Below are 22,561 nucleotides of genomic sequence, written 5' to 3' on the forward strand. Positions count from 1 at the left end.
GGCACTGGCGTTACCGAATTCAACCGTGAAACCTTTATCTGCGTCAGCCCTGAAGAACGGCTAAAGCCCAACGGTAAACACAGCCTTCATCATTCATGCCCCCTGGCTAAACGGCTCGCGATCAACGGGTGGAAACTTCCCGCGAGACGCACGGCTTCGATCTTGCCGCCGGAACGTGGCGCGAAAATGCCCGCCAGTTCCTGGAACCAGTCGTCGCTTCCGCCCTGCCCCCGCAGGACGCCCGCTACCGCCTGCGCGGTCGGACTGGCCGCCTGCGCGGCCGCCGTAGCGGCCCGCAGGAATGGCCAGGCCGGCACGCGCGGCCGGCTGAAGGGTCTGGGGGAGCCAGGCTTCAGCCCGCCACCCCGAAGGAAACTCAGATCCATGGCCCCTGTGTAGGGGGTAATGAATAAGGGTCGGTAAACTCGGCGACGCTTTCGTGACTCGTCCGACCCGCGTTTCGCGTCGATCCGTCCCGATTATGGCCAAAGCGGCGCTACCTTTTGTTAACTTTTGCGCCGCGGCCGTCGCTGCATTATAGGGCCGCCCATGCAGCCTCAGTTTCAGCTCCCCCAATTCCAGCTTTCTGGCCCGCTCGCCCAGCGGCGCATCGTCGTCGCCATGTCGGGCGGCGTGGACAGCAGCGTCGTCGCCGCGCTCGCCGCGAAGACCGGCGCCGAAGTCATCGGCGTCACGCTCCAGCTTTACGATCATGGCGCGGCGGTGGGCCGCACCGGCAGTTGCTGCGCCGGGCAGGATATTCGTGACGCCCGCGCGGTCGCCGACCGCATCGGCATCGCCCACTATGTCTTTGATTATGAAACGGCCTTTCGCGATTCGGTGATCGCCGACTTCGCCGATGAATATATGGCCGGGCGCACGCCCATCCCCTGCGTGAAGTGCAATATGGGGGTGAAGTTCACCGACCTGTTCCAGATCGCCCGCGATCTGGGCGCCGACTGCCTCGCCACCGGCCATTATGTCCAGCGGGTCGAAGGCGCGCATGGTGCGGAACTGCACCGCGCCGCCGATCCCGCCCGCGACCAGAGCTATTTTCTCTTCGCCACGACTCAGGCGCAGCTCGACTATCTGCGTTTCCCGCTAGGCGGATTGCCCAAGCCGATGGTGCGCGAGATTGCCGCCGAATTGGGTCTTTCGGTGGCGCTCAAGCCCGACAGCCAGGACATCTGCTTCGTCCCCGACGGCGATTATGCCAAGATCGTGCGCAAGCTGCGCCCCGATGCGGACGAGGGCGGCGACATCGTTCATATCGACGGCCGGGTGCTGGGCCGGCACAAGGGGATGATCCATTTCACCGTCGGCCAGCGCAAAGGGCTGGACATCGGCGGCCAGCCCGACCCGCTCTATGTCGTGCGTCTGGATGCGGCGGCCAGGCGCGTGATCGTGGGGCCACGCGCGGCGCTGGCGGTATCGGGCGCGGTGCTGAGCGACATCAACTGGCTGGGCGGGGATTTCAGCGGGCCGTTGACCGCCAAGGTGCGATCGATGGCGAAGCCTGTGCCGGCGCGGCTGGACGGCGACCGGCTGCTGTTCGATGCGCCGGAATATGGCGTCGCGCCGGGGCAGGCGGCTGTGTTGTATGCGGGCGAGCGCGTGTTGGGTGGCGGCTGGATCGCCAGCACGCAGGCGGCGATGGCCGAAGCGGCGTGATGCAACAGGATTGGGATCAGCGTCAAAATTGGCTCGTCATTGGAACGGCCTATCGCGTCGCCAGTGATGCGCCGATCGACGATCTGACGAATGTTTTTGTAGAGATGCTCCCTCCAGCCCTTCTCCCTTGAGGGAGAGGGTTGCGCAGCCTTGGCGAGCGGAGCGAGCTTAGGCGAAGCTGGGTGAGGGGGCATCGCTCGATCGGCATGGGTTCGCTGCACCCGTGCCCCCTCATCCAACTCCGCCTAACTTCGCTTCGCTCTGTAAGGCTCCATATCCTTCTCCCCAAGGGAGAAGGTTTGTTGATATCCCCCAAACCTTGCCCTTTTACGCCCCCGCGCGTAAGGCCCGCGCGTCATGACTCGCCCGCTCACCTTCGCCATCCCCAAGGGCCGCATCCTCGATGAAGCGCTGCCCCTGCTCGCCAAAGCCGGTATCGAGCCGGAGGCGGAGTTTCACGACAAGAAGAGCCGCGCGCTGCGCTTCGCCACCAACCGGCCCGACGTGTCGATCATCCGCGTGCGCGCGTTCGACGTCGCCACCTTCGTCGCCCATGGCGCGGCGCAGATCGGCATCGTCGGCTCCGACGTGGTCGAGGAGTTCAACTATTCCGAACTCTACGCGCCGGTCGACCTCGACATCGGCCATTGCCGCCTGTCGGTCGCCGAGCCGGTCGACGCTGCTGACGAGGATCAGGCTGCGATGAGCCATGTCCGCGTCGCGACCAAATATCCGCACCTCACCCGCCGCTATTATGAAGCGCGGGGATTGCAGGCGGAATGCGTGAAATTGAACGGCGCGATGGAACTGGCCCCCTCGCTCGGCCTGTCGCGCCGGATCGTCGATCTCGTGTCGTCGGGCGCGACGCTGAAAGCCAACGGCCTCATCGAAACCGACATCATCATGCAGATCAGCGCCCGCCTGATCGTCAACCGCGCCGCCTACAAGATGCGTTCTGCCGAACTCTCGCCATTGGTGGAGGCGTTCCGCGCCGCCGTGGGGGTGCAGGATGCCGCTTAGGCTCGATAGTCGAGACGCCGGTTTCGCCGCCGCCTTCACCGCCTTGGTCGATGACCGCCGCGAAGCGGACGAGGATGTGTCGCGCGACGTTACCGCGATCCTGAAGGCCGTGCGCGCCGGCGGCGACGCCGCGCTGGCCGATTATACCCAGCGTTTCGACCGCCATGACCTGGACGTCAGCGGCTGGGCGGTGACGACGGCGGAAACCCGCGCTGCGCTCGATGGCCTCTCTACGGAACTCCGCGACGCGCTCGAACTCGCCGCGGCGCGCATCACCACCTATCATGAAAAGCAGCGTCCGCAGGACAGCGACGGCGTGGACAGCGCGGGCGTCCGCCTCGGCGCGCGCTGGAGCGCGGTCGATGCCGCCGGCCTCTATGTGCCGGGCGGCCGCGCCGCCTATCCCAGCTCGCTGCTGATGAACGTCATTCCCGCCAAGGTCGCGGGCGTCCGCCGCATCGCCATGGTCACGCCCACTCCCAATGGAGAGATCAACCCGCTCGTCCTGGCCGCAGCCCAGATTGCGGGGATCGAGGAAATCTGGCGGGTCGGGGGCGCGCAGGCGGTCGCCGCGCTCGCCTATGGCACCGACCGGATCAGCCCGGTGGACGTCATCACCGGCCCCGGCAACGCCTGGGTCGCCGAAGCCAAGCGGCAACTTTATGGCGTGGTCGGCATCGACATGGTGGCCGGCCCGTCAGAGATCGTCGTCGTCGCCGATGGCAAGAACGACCCGGAATGGACCGCCGCAGACCTGCTTAGCCAGTCGGAACATGACCCGACCAGCCAGTCTATTCTGTTCACCGACGACGCGGCCTTCGCCGACGCGGTCGCGCAAGCTGTCGATCGTCAGATTCCGGCGCTCTCCACCAGCGCGGTCGCCCGCACCAGCTGGGACGCCAATGGCGCGATCATCCTGGTCCGCGACCTGGATGAAGCCATGCCGCTGATCGACCGTCTTGCGCCCGAACATCTCGAACTCGCGGTGGACGATCCCGACCGCTATTTCGCGCAGGTGCGCCATGCCGGCTCCGTGTTCCTCGGCCGCATGACGCCCGAAGCCGTGGGCGATTATGTCGCCGGGCCGAACCATGTGTTGCCCACCGGCCGTCGCGCCCGTTTCTCATCGGGCCTGTCGGTGCTCGATTTCATGAAGCGCACCAGCTTCCTCAGCCTCGACGCCGCGGCGATCGGCACGATCGGCCCCGCCGCCGTCGCGCTGGCGCGGGCGGAAGGCTTGCCCGCCCACGCTGCTTCGGTGGCGTTGCGCCTCAAAAAGACATAGGGACATATAATGAACGACCGCTCCAAATCCCGCTCCGCCGCGCGACTCGCCGCGGTCCAGGCGCTCTATCAGCTCGAAATGGAGGGTACGCCCGTCCATGTCCTGCTGCACGAATTCCACCAACATCGCCTGGGCGCCACGATCGAGGATGTCACCTACGCCCCGGCGGAGGAGCCTTTCTTCGACGATGTCGTGACTGGCGTGGACAAGCGCCGCGACGAGATCGACGCGCTGATCGCCGCCCGCCTGTCGAGCGGCTGGAGCCTTGACCGGCTCGACAAGCCGATGCGCCAGATCTTGCGCGCGGGCACCTATGAACTGCTGGCCCGCGCCGATGTCGGCACCGGCACCGTGATCAGCGAATATGTCGATGTCGCCCACGCCTTTTACGACAAGCGCGAGTCCGGCTTCGTCAACGGCCTGCTCGACGGCGTGTCGAAGGATGTGCGGACGTAAATCCCATACCGAACGGAGCGCGGGCATTTCGCGCCGCGCGATGATGGGCTTCGACTTCGCTCAGCCTGAACGGTAGGATGACCCATGTCCGCCGAATCCCGCTTCCTCACCCTGTTGCGCCTGCTGGCGAACGATCCCGCGGCGCAGGGGCTGGTCGACGATGTCGCTATCCTGCCGGTCGGCGACGCCCGCCTGATCCTGACCAGCGACACGATGGTCGAGGGCGTCCATTATCTGCCCACCGATCCGCCCGCCGACATCGGCTGGAAACTTGCTGCGGTAAACCTGTCCGATCTCGCCGCCAAGGGCGCGAAGCCGGTCGGTTGCCTGCTGAACTACGCCTTGTCCGGCAACGATGCGTGGGATGAGGCCTTCGTCGCGGGGCTGGGCGAGGCGCTCGACCGCCACGCCATGCCGCTGCTGGGCGGGGACACGGTCAAGATGCCCGCCGGATCGGCCCGCAGCTACAGCCTGACCGCGATCGGCGAGGCGACTGGCGCCGTCCCCACCCGTAGCGGGGCGCAGCCGGGCGACCGGCTCTACCTGAGCGGACCGGTCGGCGATGCGGGCATCGGCCTCGCGCTCGCCAGCGCCGATCCGGCAGCGACCGGGCCGCTGGTGGAGGCCTATCGCCGCCCGCGCCCGCGCCTGGCCGAAGGCGCGTTGCTGGCCCCTCATGCAACCGCGATGATGGATGTGTCGGACGGGCTGCTGATCGACGCATCGCGCATGGGCCAAGCGAGCGGCGTCGCGATCACCATCGACCACATTCCGCTGTCCCCGGCGCTGGAGCGGGTGCGCGGCGCCAGCACCGCGGTCCAGATCGCCGCGGCGCGGGCGGGCGACGATTATGAACTGCTCTTCACCCTGCCGCGCGGGCTGACCCCGCCGGTGCGGGCCATCCCGGTCGGCCATGTCGCGGAAGGATCGGGCCTGACGCTGATGATCGACGGCGCGGTCATCCCGTTGCCCGACTCGCTCGGCTGGGAACATGGCTAAGCCTTAACTGCCGCCCAGCACATTGATGGTGAAGGCCAATATGCCCAAGTTGAACAGGAAAGCCGCCAGGCACTGGAACAACACCGTCCGGCGCATCGCGGTCGCCGTCACCGACACGTCGGACGTCTGGAAGGTCATGCCCAGGGTGAAGGCGAAATAGAGGAAATCCCAATAGCCCGGCTCGTCCTCCTCCGGGAAATCCAGTCCGCCCCGATCTTTCCCGCTCTTGTCCGGCAGATAGAATATATGGGCATAATGCATCGCATAGACGAGGTTGGAAAAAAGCCAGGCGATCAGCAAAGTCGCCAGCAGCAGCGCGATCATCGCCCCGTTCGGCCCGCCGTGCTGACTGATCGCCACCCCCACCGCGACCAGGATCACCAGGCTGACGATCGCGGTCAACAATAGCATCAGTTCGCGATTGGCGTCGTTGGACGCGGCATTTTTGCGCATCGTGGCGGGCGCCGCGCCGATCAGCGGCGCCACCGCGATCATGAAGGCGATGGCGGCGAGGTCGAAACCCGCCATCACCGCTTCATGCCACGGCATCCACAAGGCCAGCGGCGCGACCAGCGCCAGCAGCGCCAGGAACATGCCATAACGCCAGGGGAAGAGGGACGAGGACCGCATGGCCCGCATCAAAGGCGCAGCCGCGCCATCTGGCAAGCGCTTAAAGAACCGCCGCGATCAGCCCCAGCGCCTGCGCCTCATTCGCCTCCATATACCAGTTTTCCGGCGCCCGCTGGAGCAGTTGCTCCATGGTCACCTGCGATCCCAGGATCAGGTTGGCGAAGCCTTCATTCTGGATCGCGATCGACGATTCGATCTCGTTCAGCGTCGCCTTCAGGGTCGCGATGCAGGTGGAAAGCGGGCCGGCCAACTGGATATTCTTGGTGATGACCCGCTCGTGGATCATCAGCCGGGTGCCGCGCGTCAGATAACGATTTTCGGTCGCAAAGAAGCTCATGAAGGTCGCGCCGGCGGAATAGACCGCGGTGCGCCCCATGAACACCAGCCGCCGGTCGGGATAGAGTTCGGAATGAAAGCGGATATCCTCGCCCATCAGCCGGGCGATCTCCGGGTCGCCGCCCAGAGTGGACAGCTCCACCACGACCAGCCCCTGTTGCGGAGCGGTGGAGAGGCAATTCTTGAAATGCAGATACATGCCATGGTCGACCACGCCCGACAGCATGATCGCGGGAAATTCGAAATCCTTGGGGGAAAGCAGGGGGGCTGTCATTTGCATCTGTTCGTCCTTGAATCGATAAAGTCGCGCTGCACTACGCACGGGACAGCAAAAGGTGCCGCGCTTTTGACTGGCGCGGGGCGCGACAGGCTGTAAAGAACAGATCATGACCAAAGGGCGGGACGCCGAAGGGCAGGGCAGATGATCGCGAAACTCAAAGGGTTGCTGGACAGCACCGGCATCGACCATGCCATCATCGACGTGGGCGGGGTGGGCTATCTGGTCGGCGCTTCCTCGCGCACGCTGGCGGCGCTGGGGTCGGTCGGCGAAGCGGTGACGATCCACACCGAAATGCTGGTCGCGGCGGACTCGATCCGGCTGGTCGGCTTCGCCCGCGCCGAGGAACGCGACTGGTATCGGCTGCTCACCCATGTGCAAGGGGTGGGATCGCGCGTGGCGCTGGCGATCCTGTCCGCGCTCGAACCGCTGGAACTGCACCGCGCCGTGGCGATGGGGGACAAGGCGATGATCGCGCGCGCCAACGGCGTCGGCCCCAAACTCGCCCAGCGCATCGTCAACGAATTGAAGGACAAGATCGGCACCGCGCCCGCCGGCGGCCCGATCGGCATCGGCGGCTTGGCCGCGCTCCCGACTGGCGGGTTCGCCGCCGACGCCCTGTCGGCGCTCCAGAATCTGGGCTTCAAACCGCATGAGGCCAGCACTGCCGTCGCCGCCGCCGAAGAGGAACTGGGCGACAATGCCAGTCTCGACGCGCTGGTCAGATTGGCGTTGCGGAAGGCGGCGAAGTGACGGACGATGATCGCCTCCTCACCCCCGCGCGTCGTCCCGAAGATGTCGACGCGGCGCTGCGTCCGAAATCGCTCGACGAATTTATCGGCCAGCAGGCGGCGCGCGAAAATCTGCGCATCTTCATCCAGGCGGCGCGGTCGCGCGGGGATGCGCTCGACCATGTGCTGTTCTTCGGCCCGCCGGGCCTGGGCAAGACCACGCTGGCGCAGATCGTCGCGAAGGAAATGGGCGTGGGCTTTCGCGCGACGTCCGGCCCGGTCATCGCCAAGTCGGGCGATCTGGCCGCCTTGCTCACCAATCTGGACGAGGGTGACGTCCTGTTCGTGGATGAAATCCACCGGCTCAGTCCCGCGGTCGAGGAAGTTCTCTATCCCGCGATGGAGGATCGGGCGCTCGACCTGATGATCGGGGAGGGGCCGTCCGCTCGCTCCGTCCGCATCGACCTGCCGCGCTTCACCCTGGTCGGCGCTACCACGCGGCAGGGGCTGCTCACCACGCCGCTGCGCGACCGATTCGGCATCCCGGTGCGGCTGCAATTCTACACGGTGGACGAACTGGAACTGGTCGTGCGCCGCGCCGCGCGGCTGCTTGACCTTGCCATCACATCCGACGGCGCGGTCGAGATCGCCCGCCGATCGCGCGGCACCCCGCGCATCGCCGGTCGCCTGCTGCGCCGGGTGCGCGATTTCGCCAATGTCGCGGGTGTGGCCGCGGTCGATGCGAAGGTCGCCGACGCCTCGCTCATGCGGCTGGAGGTCGATCATCTCGGCCTCGACCTGATGGACCGGCGTTACCTGATGATGATCGCCGATATCTATCGCGGCGGGCCGGTGGGTGTCGAAACGCTCGCCGCGGGACTTTCCGAAGCGCGCGACACGATCGAGGAGGTGGTCGAACCCTATCTGATCCAGCTCGGTCTTATCGCCCGGACTGCGCGTGGCCGCTGCCTCAACGGGCCGGGCTGGAAGCATCTGGGCCTCAATCCGCCGCAGGATGTCCAGAACGGGCTTTTTGACTGAGACACCCGTCAAAGTCCTTGGCCGTTACGGCAGGGCGACGCTATAGCCTTGCCGAACGCTCAGGCGCGCGTCAGATGCGCCGGAAACCGCAGGAGTCGAGCCTTGAGGGCCATTGAGAAATTTCCCAACCTCGTCACCATGTTCTTCGCCCGCGCGGCGGAAAAGGGGGATGCGCCCTTTCTTTGGCATAAGAGCGGCGGCGCCTGGCATAGCCAGAGTTGGGCAGAGGTCGCGCGGCAGGTCGCGTCGCTCGCCGCCGCCTTGAAGGCGCAGGGTCTGAAGCCCGGCGATCCGGTGATGCTGGTCAGCGAAAACCGGCCGGAATTCTGCATCGCCGACCTGGCGATCATGGCGGCGGGGTGCATCGCCGTGCCGACCTACACCACCAACACGACGCGCGATCACCAGCATATCCTCACCGATAGCGGCGCCCGCGCGGTGATCGTGTCGACCGCCAAGTTGGCGCAGGCGCTGATGCCCGCGGTCGTCCGGTCGCAGGTCGGCTTCGTCATCGGCATCGAGCCGCTGCGCGGGGCGCAGGGGACGTCCACCTGCCATTTATGGCGCGAGCTTCTGGCGACGCATCCGGCCGACGTGGACGCCATCGCCGCGGCCCAGTGCGCGACCCGCAACGACCAAGCCTGCATCATCTACACCAGCGGCACCGGCGGTGCCCCGCGCGGGGTGATGCAGCATCATGGCGCGATCCTGGCCAATGTAGAGGGCGCGGGCACGATCGTAGCGGAGGATTTCGGCTGGGGCGATGAGGTGTTCCTGTCCTTTCTGCCGCTGTCCCACGCCTATGAACATAGCGGCGGTCAGTTCCTCCCCATCCTGCTGGGCGGGCAAATCTATTATGCCGAAGGGCTGGAGAAGCTCGCCAGTAATATCGAGGAAGCGCGGCCGACCATCATGGTCGTGGTCCCGCGTCTGTTCGAAGTGCTGCGTACCCGCATCATCAAGTCGATCGAGAAGCAGGGAAAATTCCCAACCTATCTGCTGGCCCAGGCGTTGCGCATCGCGGCCAAGGAGCAAGCAGGCAAGGGTTCGGTGCTCGATCTGCCGATGAAACTATTGCTGTCGCGCACTCTGATCCCCAAGATTCGCGCGCGCTTTGGCGGGCGGATGAAGGCATTGGTGTCGGGCGGGGCGCCGCTTAACCCGGATGTCGGCCTGTTCTTCCACGCCATGGGGCTGACCCTGCTCCAGGGTTATGGCCAGACCGAAGCGGGGCCGGTGGTCAGTTGCAATCGCCCGCGAGCGGGCATCGCGATGGACACGGTCGGCCCGCCGCTTGACGGGGTGGAGGTAAAGATCGCCGAGGATGGCGAGATATTGGTCCGCGGCGAACTGGTCATGCACGGCTATTGGCGCAACCCGGCGGAAACCGAAAAGGCGCTCCAGGATGGCTGGCTCCACACCGGCGACATCGGCGAATTCGACGCGAAGGGCCGCATTCGCATCACCGACCGCAAGAAGGATCTGATCGTCAACGACAAGGGCGACAATGTCTCGCCGCAAAAGGTCGAGGGGATGCTGACGCTCCAGAGCGAGATCGGCCAGGCGATGGTCCATGGCGATCGCCGCCCCTATCTGGTCGGCTTGATCGTGCCCGACGCCGAATGGACCCGCGAATGGGCGGCGGCGCAGGGCGTGGCGGTGGACGGGGTGGAGACGAACCCGGCCTATATGGCAGCGCTGCGCGCGGCGGTGGACCGGGTGAACGCCGACCTGTCGGTGCTGGAGCGCGTCCGCCGCTTCATCCTGGCCGATGAGCCGTTCGGAATCGACAATGAGGAAATGACGCCGTCGATGAAGATCAGGCGGCATGTGATCCGCAAGCGGTACGCCGACCGGCTGGACGCGCTGTATAAGGGGTGAAGGGTCAGGCGGCGCGGGGAACGATGCGATCCAGTTCCCCGTTCAGCGCACGCTTCGCTTCGAGCAGTTCATAATCGATTTGGAGGCCGAGGAAAAAGCCTTCCGACATGCGGAAATAGCGCGCAAGGCGCAGGTCCAGTTCGCCGTCCATCGGCCGATCGCCGTCGATCACCGTTTGCACGCGCTCAACGGACAGGCCGATCGCAGCGGCCAAGTCGGCAGCCGTCATGCCCAGCGGCTCCATGAATTCCAGCCACAGCATTTCGCCGGCATGGGCGTTGTGCAGCCAATCGGGATTAGTGGTAATCGGTGATTTCGACATTGTGCGCGTGTCCGTTCTTCCAAACGAAGCATATACGCCATTGCATGTTGATGGAAATTGAATGTTGCCCGGCGCGGTCGCTGCTCAACGGGTGGAGCCGATTACTAGGCGGATTGCGCAGGTCGTCGAGGGTTCGCGCACGGTTGAGCAGCTTCAATTTATAAAGTGCGCGATCCTGAATGTTGGGTGGCAATTTGCGGCTGCGCTGGCCGTGCCAGATTTTCTCTGCTTCGGGGTCATCGATGCTGCGAATCACGGCTTGCTCTCTTCTAAAGACCAAGCCTTCTAATAATCACGCTGCCGCGGTGGTCCAGTAGGTCGCGCCCGCCGCGACATAGGCAGTGCAAACAGATAGCCCACCATGAACAGCGGTCATGGAAAAGCGGAGCCTTGTATCAAAGACTGCTTTGCGAACGCCAAGCTGGCGAGGGTCGAATGTCGCTGTCGAAGTCATTTATCACCGCCCAAATTTCTTCTGCGTCTTCCCGTACCGCATCTTCCGCGTTCCCGGCTTGCCCTCGGTCGCCCGCCCCCTTGGCGCCGCGACCTGCTGATCCACCGGCAACCCCAGCTCCTCCGCTTCCAGTTTCCTGATTTCGTCGCGAATCCGCCCGGCTTCCTCGAACTCCAGGTCGGCCGCCGCCGCGCGCATCTTCTTTTCCAGGTCCTCGATATGGGCGCGCAGATTGTGGCCCACCAGATGCGGGCGATCCTCCAGCCCCGTATCGACCGTCACCTGATCGCGGCTGGACACATGGGCGATGATGTCGCCGATGTTGCGCTTGATCGTGGTCGGCGTGATGCCATGTTCGAGGTTGTAGGCTTCCTGCTTTTCGCGCCGCCGCCCGGTTTCGTTGAGCGCGCGCTCCATCGATCCGGTGATGCGGTCGGCATAGAGGATCACGCGCCCCTCCACATTGCGCGCGGCGCGGCCGATCGTCTGGATCAGCGAGGTTTCGGAGCGCAAAAAGCCCTCCTTGTCCGCATCCAAAATCGCGACCAGCCCGCATTCGGGAATGTCCAGCCCCTCGCGCAGCAGGTTGATGCCGATCAGCACGTCATAGACGCCCAGCCGCAAATCGCGGATCAGTTCGATCCGCTCCAGCGTCTCGACGTCGCTGTGCATATAGCGGACCTTGATGCCCGCCTCGTGCATGAACTCGGTCAAATCCTCGGCCATCCGTTTGGTCAGCGTCGTGACGAGCGTGCGATAGCCCTGCGCCGCGACCTTGCGGCACTCGTTGATAAGGTCGTCGACCTGATCTTCCACCGGCTTGATTTCGACCGGCGGGTCGATGAGGCCGGTGGGGCGGATCACCTGTTCGGAAAACACGCCGCCGGTCTGTTCCATTTCCCACGGACCGGGGGTCGCGGAGACGCTGACCGTCTGCGGCCGCATCGCATCCCATTCGTTGAAACGCAGCGGCCGGTTGTCGATGCAACTGGGCAGGCGGAAACCATATTCGGCCAGGTTGATCTTGCGCCGGTGGTCGCCACGCGCCATTGCGCCGATCTGCGGCACGGTCTGGTGGCTTTCGTCCACGAACAGCAGGGCATTTTCAGGCAGATATTCGAACAGGGTCGGCGGCGGTTCGCCCGGAAGGCGGCCGGTCAGGAAGCGGGAATAATTCTCGATCCCCGCGCAACTGCCTGTCGCGGCGATCATCTCCAGATCGAAATTGGTGCGCTGCTCCAGCCGCTGCGCCTCCAGCAGCTTGCCCTCCGCCTCCAGTTCCTTCAGCCGCTCGGTCAGTTCGTGCCGGATTGCCTCCATCGCCTGCTTGAGCGTCGGGCCGGGGGTGACATGGTGCGAATTGGGGAACACCTTCACATAATCGAGGCTCGCCACCTTCTTGCCGCTCAGCGGGTCGAATTCGACAATCTCCTCAATTTCGTTGCCAAAGAAGCTGATGCGCCAGGCGGTATCCTCATAATGGGACGGGAAAATCTCCAGATTGTCGCCCTTTACGCGGAAATTGCCGCGCGCGAAGCCCGCATCGTTGCGCTTATATTGGAGCGCGACCAGCTTGCGGATAATCTCACGCTGGTCCTCGATCCCCCCCTTCGTCATCGTGAAAGTCATGGCAGAATAGGTTTCGACCGACCCGATGCCATAGAGGCAGGATACTGACGCGACGATGATGCAATCGTCTCGCTCCAGCAGCGCGCGAGTGGCCGAATGGCGCATCCGGTCGATGCTCTCGTTTACGCTGCTTTCCTTCTCGATATAGGTGTCCGACCGCGCGACATAGGCTTCGGGCTGGTAATAATCATAATAGCTGACGAAATATTCGACAGCATTGTCGGGGAAGAAGCTCTTGAACTCGCCGTACAACTGCGCCGCCAAAATCTTGTTGGGCGCCAGGATCAGCGCAGGACGCTGCAACGCCTCGATCACCTTGGCCATGGTGAAGGTCTTGCCCGATCCGGTGACGCCCAGCAGAACCTGGTCCCGCTCCCCGGCCAGCGCCTGCTCGACCAGTTCGGGAATAGCGGTCCGCTGGTCGCCCGACGGTTCATAGTCGCTGACCAAAGTGAAGGGCCGGCCGCCCTCGCTCTTTTCGGGGCGGGCCGGGCGATGGGGCACGAAGCCTGCGCCAGTTTCCGGTTCATCGAGCGTGGTGCGGATCTGAATCGACATGGGGCGAATATGGGGTCTTTGGGCCGGGACGCAATCGGGATCAGGGCTTCAGCTCGAACGCGGTCTTGGGCATGGGCGGAAAGATGACCGGCTTGTCGCCGAAACGGGCGCGCAGGGCGGCTTGGCGGCGTTCGTCATCGATCACTGCGACATCCACCTCGTCAGAATATCGGAAGCTGACGTCGAACTTCCCGTCCTTGATCTCATATTCCATGATCGACCAGCGCTTGATGCCGCCTTCGTCGGACTCGACCTACCAGGCTTCCCAAGGAAGGAACGAACAAAACAAGAGCTTATAATCCTTGCATCCCGTCATTGAACCCCCGCGCGGCGCTGTTATGATCGGGGCGAGGGCAGGGAAAACAGGGAGGAATGATGATGCGCCGGACAGTCTTGACGCTTGCGGTTCTGACGATCGGCCTCGCTGCCTGCAGCGAAAAGCCCGGCGACAAAACGGGCGATATCGCCGCCACCGACGCCATGAGCAAGCAGGAGGTGAAGGCGCAGGTCGACAAGGTGCAACTCAAACCCGGCCAGTGGGAGGGCCGCTTCACCGTCAAGGATCTGGACCTGGGCGACATGCCCGGCGCGCCCGCGAACATGAAGGAGCAGATGAAGAGCGCGATGAACCAGACCGCGCTTAAATATTGCGTCACGCCGGAGCAGGCCGCCAATCCGAGCGGCGAGATGTTCGCCGGCCAGGAGAATAAGAACTGCACCTATGGCGGGTTCGAGGCGAAAGGCGGCGCGGTGCAGGGGCAGGTGTCGTGCAAGTCGGAGGGCGGCACGATGAACGCCACCATGTCCGGCACCTATGCGCCGGAAAACTATGCGATGGATATGGACATGAAGATGGTCGGCGGCCCGCAGGGCATGACCATGGCGATGACCGCCCGGTCGGAGGGCAAGTGGATCGGACCGGCGTGCGTGGCTGACAAATGATCGCGGCGCGCCATGGCTGAGGCCGCGGCCGCCCCGATTCCCACGCCTCACTCGCCTCCACGATAATCGGGGACATGCGTCATTTCCGCTTGCGCTTTGGCGATGGCGGGTAGAGCCTTGGCGCCGTTCCGATCAGAGAACAGCGACAGGACAGGGGACGAGGATATGCGCATGAAACTGCTGGCGGCGCCGCTGCTTGGATTGACCCTTGGCCTTGGCGCCTGTGGCGGCGATCCGGCCCCCGCGCCCCAGGCGGAGGAAGCGCCGGTGCTGATGCAGGCGGGCGAATGGACGATTATCCGCAAGACCACCGGCTACAATACGCCCACCGTCACGCCAGCCGAATATCAGGCGGCGCTCAAGCAGATCGGCGAGGATAAATTATGCGTCGCCGTGAATGCGCAGGGCGTGCCCGATGCGGATGCGCTGGCGGGCAAGGAGGGCACGGCTTGCACCTACAAGGATAAGATGGTGCGCAAGGGGCGGTTGATCGCCACCCTGTCCTGCACCGCGGGGTCCGGCACGTCGGAAATCGTGGTGGAGGGCAATTATACCGCCGACACGCTGACGCTGGGCACCACCATGACCAAGATGCAGGGCGGCAACGCGGTGTTGCGCACAACTCATGACATCACCGGCAAGCGGACGGGGGATTGCCCCAAGCCGGGCTGAAACCGAGCGCCGGGGTGGTTGAACCCCGACGCCTATTCCAGCGCCCGGATGGCCCGATCGTCACACCGCTTCGGCCCGATCGGCACCGCACTGACCGTGGGCACTGGCAGCGACTGGCCGATCCGTAACGGGGCGAAGCGCTTGCGCGCGATCCCCGCGCAGCGCAGCGCCAGTTCCAGCATCCGGGGCGGCGTGTCCCATTGTTCGTAGGACAGGCGGAACGTCCCCCAGTGGATCGGGATCGCGGTCGACGCGCCCAGCCGCTGGAAAACGTCCACAGCTTGTAATGGGCCGATATGCGCATCCGACCGCATCTGGCCCTTCCAGAAGCGAAACGCGCCTATTGGGATCAGCGCCAGCCGGATCGGGCCATAGCGCCGGGCTTGCATGGGCCATCCCATATCGCCCGCCCCGGTGTCGCCGGCAAAGAAGATATTGCCCGCCCGCGTCTCGATTACGAAACTCGACCAGAGCGCCCGGTTGCGATCCGCGCCCCAGCGGCTGCCCCAATGATGGTTGCGGGTCACATGCACCTGATAATCGGGGCAATGTTCGTAGCTGCCGCACTGGATCACCGCTTGGGGGGCGAGGCCGTTCAACGCCGCGCCGCTGACCGACTGCCCCCAGTCCAGCGCCGTCGCCGGAATGCCGTGCGCCTTTAGGATGCTGTCATTGCCCAGGCTGGTGACGATCTTGGGCCGGTCCCGCTCCCACAGTCTTTTCAGCGTGGGCAGGTCCATATGGTCGTAATGATTGTGGCTGAGCAGGATCAGGTCGATTTTCGGCAGATCGTCGAACTTGATGCCGGGCTGCGCCGCCCGCTTCGGGCCGAAGGGGGGCAGGGGGCTGGCATAGTCGGACCAGATCGGATCGGTCAGCATGTTGAGCCCCGCCGCCTGCACAAGCACGGTCGCATGGCCGACCCAGGTCGCCACCATGCCCCGCGGCGCGGCGAAGGGGGCGGGACGGGCGGGCTTGACCGCAATCCCCAGCGGCCATTCCGGTCGGTCGTCATGGCCGATCAGCCAACGCGCGATAAAGCCCTGCCGGCTGGTGCCGGGCGGTGCGGGTATGTCGATCGCGCCATCGGGATTGAAGAAATGCGCGCCGTCATAATGGCGGCTGACCGGCCCCTGATAATAGATGCGGTCCAGGAACGGCGGAACGATCGTGATCGCCAGGCACAGGGCGATCACGGCGAACAGCAGCGCGATCCCTGCGCCCCGGACGATGCTGACAAGGCGACCCATGGCTGCTCCTGAAGATGACGACAGCGACATAGCGCAAGGCGACGATGGAGCAAGGGCGGAGGTTGGTTATAGGGGGTTGGACGCCATCACAGACATCGCCATGCTCAAGAGGGCCGCCTTTGTTTGTGCGCCGTTGCTCGACTGACCTGTCGTCGCTTCAGCTCTGATCCTGATAGGCCATTTGCAATATGCCCCAGTGGCGACCCTTCACATGGATGGATGCGATCACCTGTTTCAGCAGGATGACGTCGCCTTGCGCGGTCAGGCGGCGATAGGCCTTGATGCAGAAGGGTTTGGTGATCTTCGCCTGCTCGCGCGTGTCGGGAAAGTCGAAGATCACGCCCTGGCGCGCATGTTCCAGATTCCAGCTGTCGTCGCCGGGGCGCTGCCGCTGCGCGCGTTCCGGCATGGCGACCGCGCCATAGGCGTTGCGGTCGGTGAAGGTCATGCCGAACAGGCCAGGGAAGGTGCGGGCCTTTTCCTGCGCGGTGCGCGCGGCGGGCAGCATCGCCTCCTGCACCGGGTGGGTGAAGAGCGGCGGATTGGTGCCGGCGATGGGCGCATAATAGTCGCTGAAGATCGCCGCCTCGCTGACCGCGCCCGCGTCGATCGCGCGCTCGATCGCGCGACCGACCTGCTGCGCGCTCTCCAGGCTGAAACGGATATAGGGCGAATCGGGAATATCGACGCCGCTTTCGGCCAGATATTGCAGCAATTCGTTGGTGTCGTCGCTGGCGGTGGAGACGCGGCCCGACAGGCGCTGCAGCCCGTCGGCATTGTCGGTAGACGTGCTGGCGAGCGCGGCCAGCCCGCCGCGAATCTCACCGGCTGATCCCACCATCGACGCGATTCGTTCGGCCACCGCCTCGCTATTGTTCGACAGCCCCTGCATCAGCGTGCCCAGCCGATCGACCAGCGCCTCGATATTCTTGGTGTCGTTGAGCGCGGTGCGCGCGGTCTGCGCGCCATGTGTGATGCTGGCCAACATGCCGCCTGCTTCACCGGTCAGCGCCGCGATCGACTGCTCGATCGTATGGGTCGCTGCCGCCGTTTCCTGCGCCAGTTTCTTCACTTCTGACGCGACCACGGCGAAGCCGCGCCCCGCGTCGCCGGCGCGCGCCGCCTCGATCGTGGCGTTGAGCGCGAGAAGATTGGTCTGGCTGGCGATGCCGCTGATGACGCTGGTGACATGCGCTACGGTCTTGAGCGCCTCGCCAAAGCCGTCCAGCCGCGCATGGATGAGGCTCACCTGGTCGATCAGGCCAACGAAATTATGATTGGCTGTTGAAAGCTGCCGCCCCGAATCGTCGATGATGCCGCGGGCGGCCACTGCCTGCACGCGGGCTTCCTGCCCGGCCATCGCGACGCTGTCGCCGTCGCGCGACAATTGCGCGGCCGCGCCGCTGATCGCCTCGATCGTGCGCGCCTGGTGCGTCACCCGATCGGCCAGTTCGCTGATGTCCGCCTGCAAATCAAGCGTGCGGATGCCCAAATCGCCAGACAATTTGGCGACCTTCATCACCGCTCTGGCGACGTTCTCGGAGTGCGCTTCTTTTCCCACATAAACAGGGCTAACAGCCCATGGTAAAGGAAAGCTTAGCGATGCGGCGCTCCGTTCAGAGCGCGCCCATCAACGCCAGCGCCACGCCGACGACGACCAGCAGCAGCCCGGCCGCCTCGCTTCCCCGCATCCGCTCCTTCAGGTAGAAATGGCCGAACGCCATAGTGAAGGCGACCTCGACCTGACCCACGATCCGCACCAGCGCCACCGGCGCGGTGGCGAAGCCCGCGAACCAGCAGGCGCTGCCCAGCGCGGACAGCAATCCGACCTGTCCCGACACCCGCCAGCTTGCAAGCACCCGCCGCATCTCGCCCGGCTCGCGCGCCATCAGCCAGGCGCCCTGCATCAGCGTCTGGACCAGCACCGTGGCGACCAGCACCAGCAGCGCGGCGAGAATGCGGTCGTCCCCGCCCACCGCCTGCGTCGCCCGGCGGATGCCGATCGCGGTCAGCGCGAAGAAAAGTCCCGACGCCATGCCCGCCTTCGCTGCCGGTTGCCCCAGCGCGCGCAGGAAATCGCCCGGCCCCATGCGCTTGCCCCCGGCGGACAGCAGCATCACGCCGGTCACGCCGCAGCCGATCCCGGCCCAGGCCAGTGGATGCAGCCGTTCGCCCAGCAGCAGGAAAGACAGGATGGCCCCCTGAACCGCCTCCGTCTTGGAATAAGCGGTGCCGACCACGAAATTGCGATGCTTGAACGCGGCGATCAGCAAATTGGTGGCGACGATCTGCGCCAGCCCGCCGCCGACGCAGAAGAGCAGGAATGTCGGCGCTATAGCGGGCAGCGATGCGGGGACGAGCAGGGCATAGCCGCCGAGCAGCAACAAGGTGAAAGGGATGCCGTAGAGATAGCGGACCAGCCCCGCCGCATTGATCGACAGGCTGTGGCTGACGCGCCGCTGGATCGCTGTGCGCCAAGCCTGCACGGCCCCGGCGATCAGCGTTGCGGGCAACCAGATCGGGGATGTGATCATGCCCGCCCTATACAGGGTGGACACAGCCCGTCACCCCATCATCACGAGGAAGGTGAAGAAGAGCGACAGCGACACGCAGGCAAAGCCGTAAAGCAGAGGCAGCCGCCAGAGCGCCCCCATCCGCGAGAGCGCATAGGCGTCCTTGAACTGGCGATACATATGCCAGATGGCGAAGAGCAGCAGCGCCAGCGTCACCAGCCCGCTGGTCGCATGGACCGTCGTCAGGACCATCGACAGCGAAAAGAGCAGCGACATGAAGGCGATCGAATAGGTGATATAGATCGCATGATCGTACATTTTGTAGCGGCGGTTGAAAGGGAAGAGCAGCCAGATGAAGGGCAGCGAAATCAGGATCAGCGCCCAGGAAAATTTATAGGCGTTGGCCTTGAGCTTGTAATAAGCGAATTCGGGATTCTTGGCCGCCGCGCTGATGGCCGTGCCGACGGTCTGCGCCACGCCGCCATTTACGCCTTCGCCCCTCAGAGCGTCGGTCAGGCCGCTCGCCATGGTCAGGCCCTGCCGCTCCTCGCGCGCTTCAACCAGATTTTCGGTCAGCGCCGCCTTGCGTGCCGCCGACAGGCCTGGCGCCGCCAGCTTGGCCTCGATCTTGGCGATCTGCGCGTCGACTTTGGCCTCTTCCTGCTTCAGTTCGGCGATCTCGCCCTTGTCTATCTGCACCATTTTCCCGGCTTCCGGGCCATGGCTGGTGAGCGAGAAGATCGCGTACATCAGGAAAGCGGAAAACAGGAACAGGGCGAAGGGCGACACGAATTTCGCACGCTCGCCGTGAATATAGCGCCGCGTCAGATGACCCGGCCGCAGCGCCAGTTCAGGCAGGGTGGTCCATATCTTGCCCTCGAAATGCAGCACGCCATGGGCCAGATCATGGCCGATCGCGCCGAAGCTGCGATGCAGATGCGCCGCCTGACCGCATTGCGCGCAATAATTGCCGTTGATCGCCGCCCCGCAATTGAGGCACCCGCCATGGCCGGCGTCATGCGCTTCGCCATGGCCCGGCTCGACCGCGCGCGCCAGCATCCCCCCAGTGATCGCGTCACCCGCCGCTTCGATTTCCCCCGTCATGGATCGGGAGACTATCAGCGGTGTATGACGGATGCCAGACGGCTTGATCGGCTGGTATCAACTCGGCTTCGCGCCGGGCGGCAGCGCGTGCGGGAAACCCGTTCGTCCCATGGTCCAGTTCGCCTCCATCCGCACCAGCGGATTGGGCGCGCACCAGATTTCGCCCGAATCGGTCAGGCCGGTCACCCAGATCAGATTATGTTCCTGCCCATAATCGATGACGGCCAGGGCATAGCCTTTTCCCTTGCCCTCGACATGGACGGGCAGGGGCGGATCGAGTTGGGTAAAGGACATGGGCGCTGCTCCGGCGGTATGAGGCTGCCGGTGACAATGCGGGATGAGGGGGCGAGTTCCGGTGTCGGCAGGGGACTTGATCGGGGTTAGCGTGATTCTTCAAACCCTCCCCATCTGGCGACGGAGAGGGTTGATGAGGGTCACGCGCCTTCGAGCAGTTTCTCGCGCTTGATCTTCTCCTGCCAGACCAGCGGGGCAAGGTGATGGACATTCTGTCCTTCGCTGTCGACCGCCACTGTCACCGGCATGTCCTGCACGTCGAACTCGTAGATCGCCTCCATGCCCAGATCTTCAAAGCCCACGACCCTGGCGCCCTTGATCGCGCGCGCGACCAGATAGGCCGCGCCGCCGACCGCCATCAGATAGGCGCTTTTATGCTTGGCGATCGCCGCGGTCGCCGCCACGCCGCGCTCGGCCTTGCCGACGCAACTGAGCAGGCCCTGTTCCAGCATCATGTCCATGAAGCTGTCCATGCGGGTCGCGGTGGTGGGGCCGGCCGGGCCGACCACTTCGTCGCCGACCGGATCGACCGGGCCGACATAATAGATCACGCGGCCCTTGAAATCGACCGGCAGGCTCTCGCCCTTGGCCAGCATGTCCTTGATCCGCTTGTGCGCGGCGTCGCGCCCGGTCAGCATCTTGCCGTTGAGCAACAGCCGGTCGCCATGCTTCCAGCTTTGCACGATTTCCGGCGTCAGGGCGTTCAGATCGACGCTGATCGCTTCCTTGCTCGGTGCCCAGTTCACGTCGGGCCATTCGGAAATCTTCGGCGCTTCCAGATAGGCCGGGCCAGACCCGTCGAGCGTGAAATGCGCGTGGCGCGTGGCGGCGCAATTGGGGATCATCGCCACGGGCTTGCCCGCCGCATGGCAGGGATAGTCATGGATTTTGACGTCGAGGATGGTGGAAAGCCCGCCCAGCCCCTGCGCGCCGATGCCCAGAGCATTGACCTTGTCGAAAATCTCGATCCGCATCTCTTCGATCTTGTTCTGCGACCCGCGGAGCTTCAATTCGCCCATGTCGATGGGCTCCATCAGGCTTTCCTTGGCCAGCGCCACCGCCTTTTCCGCGGTGCCGCCGATGCCGATGCCCAACATGCCGGGCGGGCACCAGCCTGCGCCCATTTGCGGGATCATCTCCAGCACCCAATCGACGATCGAATCGCTGGGGTTCATCATCTTGAACTTGGTCTTATTCTCCGACCCGCCGCCCTTGGCCGCAACGTCGATGACGACCTTGTTGCCCGGCACCATTTCGACGTTCAGCACGCAGGGCGTGTTGTCCTTGGTGTTCTGCCGCGCAAAGGCGGGATCGCGCAGGATCGACGCGCGCAGGCGGTTTTCCGGGTTCAGATAGGCCTTGCGCACGCCGTCATCGACGATCTCCTGCATCGAACGGCTGTTATCGTCCAGCCGGCAGTCCATGCCCCATTTGATAAAGACGTTGACGATGCCGGTGTCCTGGCAGATCGGGCGATGCCCTTCCGCGCACATGCGGCTGTTGGTCAGGATCTGGGCGATGGCGTCCTTGGCCGCCGGATTGGCTTCGGCGTCATAGGCTTTGCCCAGCGCGCGGATATAATCCATCGGATGATAATAGCTGATGAACTGGAGCGCGTCGGCCACGCTCTCGATCAGGTCGGCGGTTTTGATGAGCGTCATCTACCCTGGTCCTTATCTGCGGCCCGCCTCTGCACAGCGGGTCCATGCAGGCGCGGCTATAGGCATTTGGCCGTTCAAGTCCAGAAGGCGCCGAATCTGGAGGATGCCGGAGATTCCACTACCGCGCGACCCGATCAGCCGCGCGCCGCATCCAGCAGTCGCCGGAACCATCCGGCCCGACGCGGCGCAGGATCGACCTCTTCCGTTTCGACCTCTACCGGCAGCAGCCGGAAATCCCAGCTCGTGCCGGTGCGCACGACGCGTGCGGGCACCCCGGCCGCCACGCATTGCGCCGGCACGGACTTGCTCACCAACGCACGCGCGGCGATGACGCTGCCCGCGCCGATGCTGCATCCCTTCAGGATCGCGGCGCCATCCCCCACCCAGACCCGATCGCCTATTTGGACGTTTCCACCCGGATTGATGCGCCGCCCGCTGGCGACGTCAACCACCGAATGCATGTCGCTGACCGTGATCCATGTGCCGCCCGCGAACAGGGACCCGTTGCCGATGCTGATGTCGAAGGACTCATGGCACTGCATGTTGCAGGTCCAGGTAAAGCCGGTCAGGTCGCCGATCGACACGGTGGAGTCGCGGACAGTGTGGATGGTGATCGCCCCCAGCCGGCAACCATTGCCGATGCGAACGGCGCAGCCGTCGCCTATCGTCAGGTTGATCTGCGCGGCGTAGCAGTCCGCGCCGATCTCGATCGACCCGCCCTTGCCCGTGAAGGTGACGACGCCGCCTTGGTTGGCAAGGAAATCTTCGGGAATGCGGACATCATTGTCTGGCGCATTGCGGATCTGGACGGGCATGGGCGAATAGTCTCTGCGTT

General features: G+C 64.6%; 24 protein-coding genes. 10 read left to right on the forward strand and 14 right to left on the reverse strand.

Annotated elements, in window-relative coordinates; all coding sequences use genetic code 11:
• Positions 1-89: 89 nt before the first annotated feature.
• Positions 90-317, reverse strand: a complete 228-nt coding sequence (locus EWH12_RS02315; protein WP_242495923.1) for a hypothetical protein — start codon at positions 315-317, stop codon at positions 90-92.
• Between the two features lie 232 nt (positions 318-549).
• On the opposite strand from EWH12_RS02315, the gene mnmA reads away from it, so the two are divergent.
• The 5 genes from mnmA (at position 550) to thiL (ending at position 5,431) form a co-directional block, all read left to right on the forward strand.
• Positions 550-1,671 carry a tRNA 2-thiouridine(34) synthase MnmA gene (gene mnmA, locus EWH12_RS02320; RefSeq protein WP_129925568.1) on the forward strand — a complete coding sequence of 374 codons (1,122 nt, stop codon included), beginning with the start codon at positions 550-552 and terminating at the stop codon, positions 1,669-1,671.
• Between the two features lie 357 nt (positions 1,672-2,028).
• Positions 2,029-2,691 (forward strand): ATP phosphoribosyltransferase, encoded by a 663-nt coding sequence (gene hisG, locus EWH12_RS02325; protein WP_066606830.1) that lies wholly within the window; start codon positions 2,029-2,031, stop codon positions 2,689-2,691.
• Positions 2,681-3,976 carry a histidinol dehydrogenase gene (gene hisD / locus EWH12_RS02330; protein ID WP_129925569.1) on the forward strand — a complete coding sequence of 432 codons (1,296 nt, stop codon included), beginning with the start codon at positions 2,681-2,683 and terminating at the stop codon, positions 3,974-3,976. Before hisG ends, hisD begins: the two co-directional genes overlap by 11 nt.
• A 9-nt stretch (positions 3,977-3,985) precedes the next feature.
• Entirely contained in the window at positions 3,986-4,432 is a 447-nt protein-coding gene (gene nusB, locus EWH12_RS02335) for a transcription antitermination factor NusB (RefSeq protein ID WP_066606826.1), read from the forward strand.
• An 84-nt stretch (positions 4,433-4,516) separates the two neighbouring features.
• Positions 4,517-5,431 (forward strand): thiamine-phosphate kinase, encoded by a 915-nt coding sequence (gene thiL, locus EWH12_RS02340; protein WP_129925570.1) that lies wholly within the window; start codon positions 4,517-4,519, stop codon positions 5,429-5,431.
• Positions 5,432-5,434: 3 nt separating this feature from the next.
• On the opposite strand, the gene EWH12_RS02345 is transcribed toward thiL, so the two are convergent.
• Together EWH12_RS02345 and EWH12_RS02350 are read right to left on the reverse strand one after the other, a co-directional pair.
• On the reverse strand, positions 5,435-6,061 hold the full coding sequence (locus tag EWH12_RS02345) for a DUF1345 domain-containing protein (RefSeq protein WP_129925571.1): 627 nt from the start codon (positions 6,059-6,061) through the stop codon (positions 5,435-5,437).
• Positions 6,062-6,101: 40 nt separating this feature from the next.
• Positions 6,102-6,677 (reverse strand): Clp protease/crotonase-like domain-containing protein, encoded by a 576-nt coding sequence (locus EWH12_RS02350; protein WP_066606814.1) that lies wholly within the window; start codon positions 6,675-6,677, stop codon positions 6,102-6,104.
• Between the two features lie 141 nt (positions 6,678-6,818).
• Between EWH12_RS02350 and ruvA the strand changes: the two genes are divergently transcribed.
• The 3 genes from ruvA (at position 6,819) to EWH12_RS02365 (ending at position 10,327) form a co-directional block, all read left to right on the forward strand.
• Entirely contained in the window at positions 6,819-7,427 is a 609-nt protein-coding gene (ruvA, locus tag EWH12_RS02355) for a Holliday junction branch migration protein RuvA (protein WP_066606812.1), read from the forward strand.
• Positions 7,424-8,446, forward strand: a complete 1,023-nt coding sequence (gene ruvB / locus EWH12_RS02360; RefSeq protein WP_066606809.1) for a Holliday junction branch migration DNA helicase RuvB — start codon at positions 7,424-7,426, stop codon at positions 8,444-8,446. The genes ruvA and ruvB overlap by 4 nt, the downstream gene beginning before the upstream one ends.
• 138 nt (positions 8,447-8,584) lie before the next feature.
• Complete coding sequence (locus EWH12_RS02365; RefSeq protein WP_066606802.1) at positions 8,585-10,327, forward strand: AMP-dependent synthetase/ligase; 1,743 nt, start codon at positions 8,585-8,587, stop codon at positions 10,325-10,327.
• A gap of 4 nt (positions 10,328-10,331) precedes the next feature.
• Here EWH12_RS02365 and EWH12_RS02370 read toward each other — a convergent pair whose 3' ends face one another.
• The 4 genes from EWH12_RS02370 to EWH12_RS02385 form a co-directional block, all read right to left on the reverse strand.
• Positions 10,332-10,649 carry a HigA family addiction module antitoxin gene (locus EWH12_RS02370; RefSeq protein WP_066606800.1) on the reverse strand — a complete coding sequence of 106 codons (318 nt, stop codon included), beginning with the start codon at positions 10,647-10,649 and terminating at the stop codon, positions 10,332-10,334.
• Complete coding sequence (locus tag EWH12_RS02375) at positions 10,624-10,905, reverse strand: type II toxin-antitoxin system RelE/ParE family toxin (RefSeq protein ID WP_082679155.1); 282 nt, start codon at positions 10,903-10,905, stop codon at positions 10,624-10,626. The genes EWH12_RS02370 and EWH12_RS02375 overlap by 26 nt, the downstream gene beginning before the upstream one ends.
• Before the next feature lie 201 nt (positions 10,906-11,106).
• Positions 11,107-13,290 (reverse strand): excinuclease ABC subunit UvrB, encoded by a 2,184-nt coding sequence (gene uvrB, locus EWH12_RS02380; RefSeq protein WP_066606797.1) that lies wholly within the window; start codon positions 13,288-13,290, stop codon positions 11,107-11,109.
• Positions 13,291-13,330: 40 nt separating this feature from the next.
• A complete protein-coding gene (locus EWH12_RS02385; RefSeq protein ID WP_201785531.1) occupies positions 13,331-13,504 on the reverse strand; it encodes a hypothetical protein in 174 nt (57 codons plus the stop codon).
• A 164-nt stretch (positions 13,505-13,668) separates the two neighbouring features.
• Here EWH12_RS02385 and EWH12_RS02390 point away from each other — a divergent pair, with 164 nt between their 5' ends.
• A complete protein-coding gene (locus tag EWH12_RS02390; protein WP_066607496.1) occupies positions 13,669-14,232 on the forward strand; it encodes a DUF3617 domain-containing protein in 564 nt (187 codons plus the stop codon).
• Positions 14,233-14,397: 165 nt separating this feature from the next.
• A complete protein-coding gene (locus EWH12_RS02395; protein WP_066606795.1) occupies positions 14,398-14,904 on the forward strand; it encodes a DUF3617 domain-containing protein in 507 nt (168 codons plus the stop codon).
• Positions 14,905-14,936: 32 nt separating this feature from the next.
• Here the strand turns inward: EWH12_RS02395 and EWH12_RS02400 are convergent, their stop codons facing one another.
• The 7 genes from EWH12_RS02400 to EWH12_RS02430 all read right to left on the reverse strand — a co-directional run bounded on the left by EWH12_RS02400 (position 14,937) and on the right by EWH12_RS02430 (position 22,541).
• Entirely contained in the window at positions 14,937-16,154 is a 1,218-nt protein-coding gene (locus EWH12_RS02400; RefSeq protein WP_129925572.1) for an MBL fold metallo-hydrolase, read from the reverse strand.
• 157 nt (positions 16,155-16,311) lie between these two features.
• Positions 16,312-17,673: a methyl-accepting chemotaxis protein gene (locus tag EWH12_RS02405; protein ID WP_129925573.1), complete on the reverse strand. Its 1,362-nt coding sequence runs from the start codon at positions 17,671-17,673 to the stop codon at positions 16,312-16,314.
• A 97-nt stretch (positions 17,674-17,770) separates the two neighbouring features.
• Entirely contained in the window at positions 17,771-18,688 is a 918-nt protein-coding gene (locus EWH12_RS02410; RefSeq protein WP_066606782.1) for an EamA family transporter, read from the reverse strand.
• A gap of 30 nt (positions 18,689-18,718) precedes the next feature.
• Entirely contained in the window at positions 18,719-19,771 is a 1,053-nt protein-coding gene (locus EWH12_RS02415; RefSeq protein ID WP_129925574.1) for a DUF3667 domain-containing protein, read from the reverse strand.
• Between the two features lie 57 nt (positions 19,772-19,828).
• Positions 19,829-20,065 carry a hypothetical protein gene (locus tag EWH12_RS02420; protein WP_129925575.1) on the reverse strand — a complete coding sequence of 79 codons (237 nt, stop codon included), beginning with the start codon at positions 20,063-20,065 and terminating at the stop codon, positions 19,829-19,831.
• A 140-nt stretch (positions 20,066-20,205) separates the two neighbouring features.
• Positions 20,206-21,726 carry a fumarate hydratase gene (locus EWH12_RS02425; protein ID WP_129925576.1) on the reverse strand — a complete coding sequence of 507 codons (1,521 nt, stop codon included), beginning with the start codon at positions 21,724-21,726 and terminating at the stop codon, positions 20,206-20,208.
• 134 nt (positions 21,727-21,860) lie between these two features.
• Entirely contained in the window at positions 21,861-22,541 is a 681-nt protein-coding gene (locus tag EWH12_RS02430) for an acyltransferase (RefSeq protein ID WP_129925577.1), read from the reverse strand.
• Positions 22,542-22,561: the final 20 nt, after the last annotated feature.

This window comes from Sphingobium cupriresistens (assembly GCF_004152865.1).
Lineage (GTDB): Bacteria > Pseudomonadota > Alphaproteobacteria > Sphingomonadales > Sphingomonadaceae > Sphingobium > Sphingobium cupriresistens.

Excerpts from the sequence above, each read along its gene's own strand:
- mnmA (WP_129925568.1), top strand. The coding sequence starts at position 550 with ATGCAGCCTCAGTTTCAGCTCCCCCAATTCCAGCTTTCTGGCCCGCTC.
- hisG (WP_066606830.1), top strand. The coding sequence starts at position 2,029 with ATGACTCGCCCGCTCACCTTCGCCATCCCCAAGGGCCGCATCCTCGAT.
- hisD (WP_129925569.1), top strand. The coding sequence starts at position 2,681 with ATGCCGCTTAGGCTCGATAGTCGAGACGCCGGTTTCGCCGCCGCCTTC.
- nusB (WP_066606826.1), top strand. The coding sequence starts at position 3,986 with ATGAACGACCGCTCCAAATCCCGCTCCGCCGCGCGACTCGCCGCGGTC.
- thiL (WP_129925570.1), top strand. The coding sequence starts at position 4,517 with ATGTCCGCCGAATCCCGCTTCCTCACCCTGTTGCGCCTGCTGGCGAAC.
- EWH12_RS02345 (WP_129925571.1), bottom strand. The coding sequence starts at position 6,061 with ATGCGGTCCTCGTCCCTCTTCCCCTGGCGTTATGGCATGTTCCTGGCG.
- EWH12_RS02350 (WP_066606814.1), bottom strand. The coding sequence starts at position 6,677 with ATGCAAATGACAGCCCCCCTGCTTTCCCCCAAGGATTTCGAATTTCCC.
- ruvA (WP_066606812.1), top strand. The coding sequence starts at position 6,819 with ATGATCGCGAAACTCAAAGGGTTGCTGGACAGCACCGGCATCGACCAT.
- EWH12_RS02365 (WP_066606802.1), top strand. The coding sequence starts at position 8,585 with ATGTTCTTCGCCCGCGCGGCGGAAAAGGGGGATGCGCCCTTTCTTTGG.
- EWH12_RS02370 (WP_066606800.1), bottom strand. The coding sequence starts at position 10,649 with ATGTCGAAATCACCGATTACCACTAATCCCGATTGGCTGCACAACGCC.
- uvrB (WP_066606797.1), bottom strand. The coding sequence starts at position 13,290 with ATGTCGATTCAGATCCGCACCACGCTCGATGAACCGGAAACTGGCGCA.
- EWH12_RS02385 (WP_201785531.1), bottom strand. The coding sequence starts at position 13,504 with ATGGAATATGAGATCAAGGACGGGAAGTTCGACGTCAGCTTCCGATAT.
- EWH12_RS02390 (WP_066607496.1), top strand. The coding sequence starts at position 13,669 with ATGCGCCGGACAGTCTTGACGCTTGCGGTTCTGACGATCGGCCTCGCT.
- EWH12_RS02395 (WP_066606795.1), top strand. The coding sequence starts at position 14,398 with ATGCGCATGAAACTGCTGGCGGCGCCGCTGCTTGGATTGACCCTTGGC.
- EWH12_RS02400 (WP_129925572.1), bottom strand. The coding sequence starts at position 16,154 with ATGGGTCGCCTTGTCAGCATCGTCCGGGGCGCAGGGATCGCGCTGCTG.
- EWH12_RS02405 (WP_129925573.1), bottom strand. The coding sequence starts at position 17,673 with ATGAAGGTCGCCAAATTGTCTGGCGATTTGGGCATCCGCACGCTTGAT.
- EWH12_RS02410 (WP_066606782.1), bottom strand. The coding sequence starts at position 18,688 with ATGATCACATCCCCGATCTGGTTGCCCGCAACGCTGATCGCCGGGGCC.
- EWH12_RS02415 (WP_129925574.1), bottom strand. The coding sequence starts at position 19,771 with ATGACGGGGGAAATCGAAGCGGCGGGTGACGCGATCACTGGGGGGATG.
- EWH12_RS02420 (WP_129925575.1), bottom strand. The coding sequence starts at position 20,065 with ATGTCCTTTACCCAACTCGATCCGCCCCTGCCCGTCCATGTCGAGGGC.
- EWH12_RS02425 (WP_129925576.1), bottom strand. The coding sequence starts at position 21,726 with ATGACGCTCATCAAAACCGCCGACCTGATCGAGAGCGTGGCCGACGCG.
- EWH12_RS02430 (WP_129925577.1), bottom strand. The coding sequence starts at position 22,541 with ATGCCCGTCCAGATCCGCAATGCGCCAGACAATGATGTCCGCATTCCC.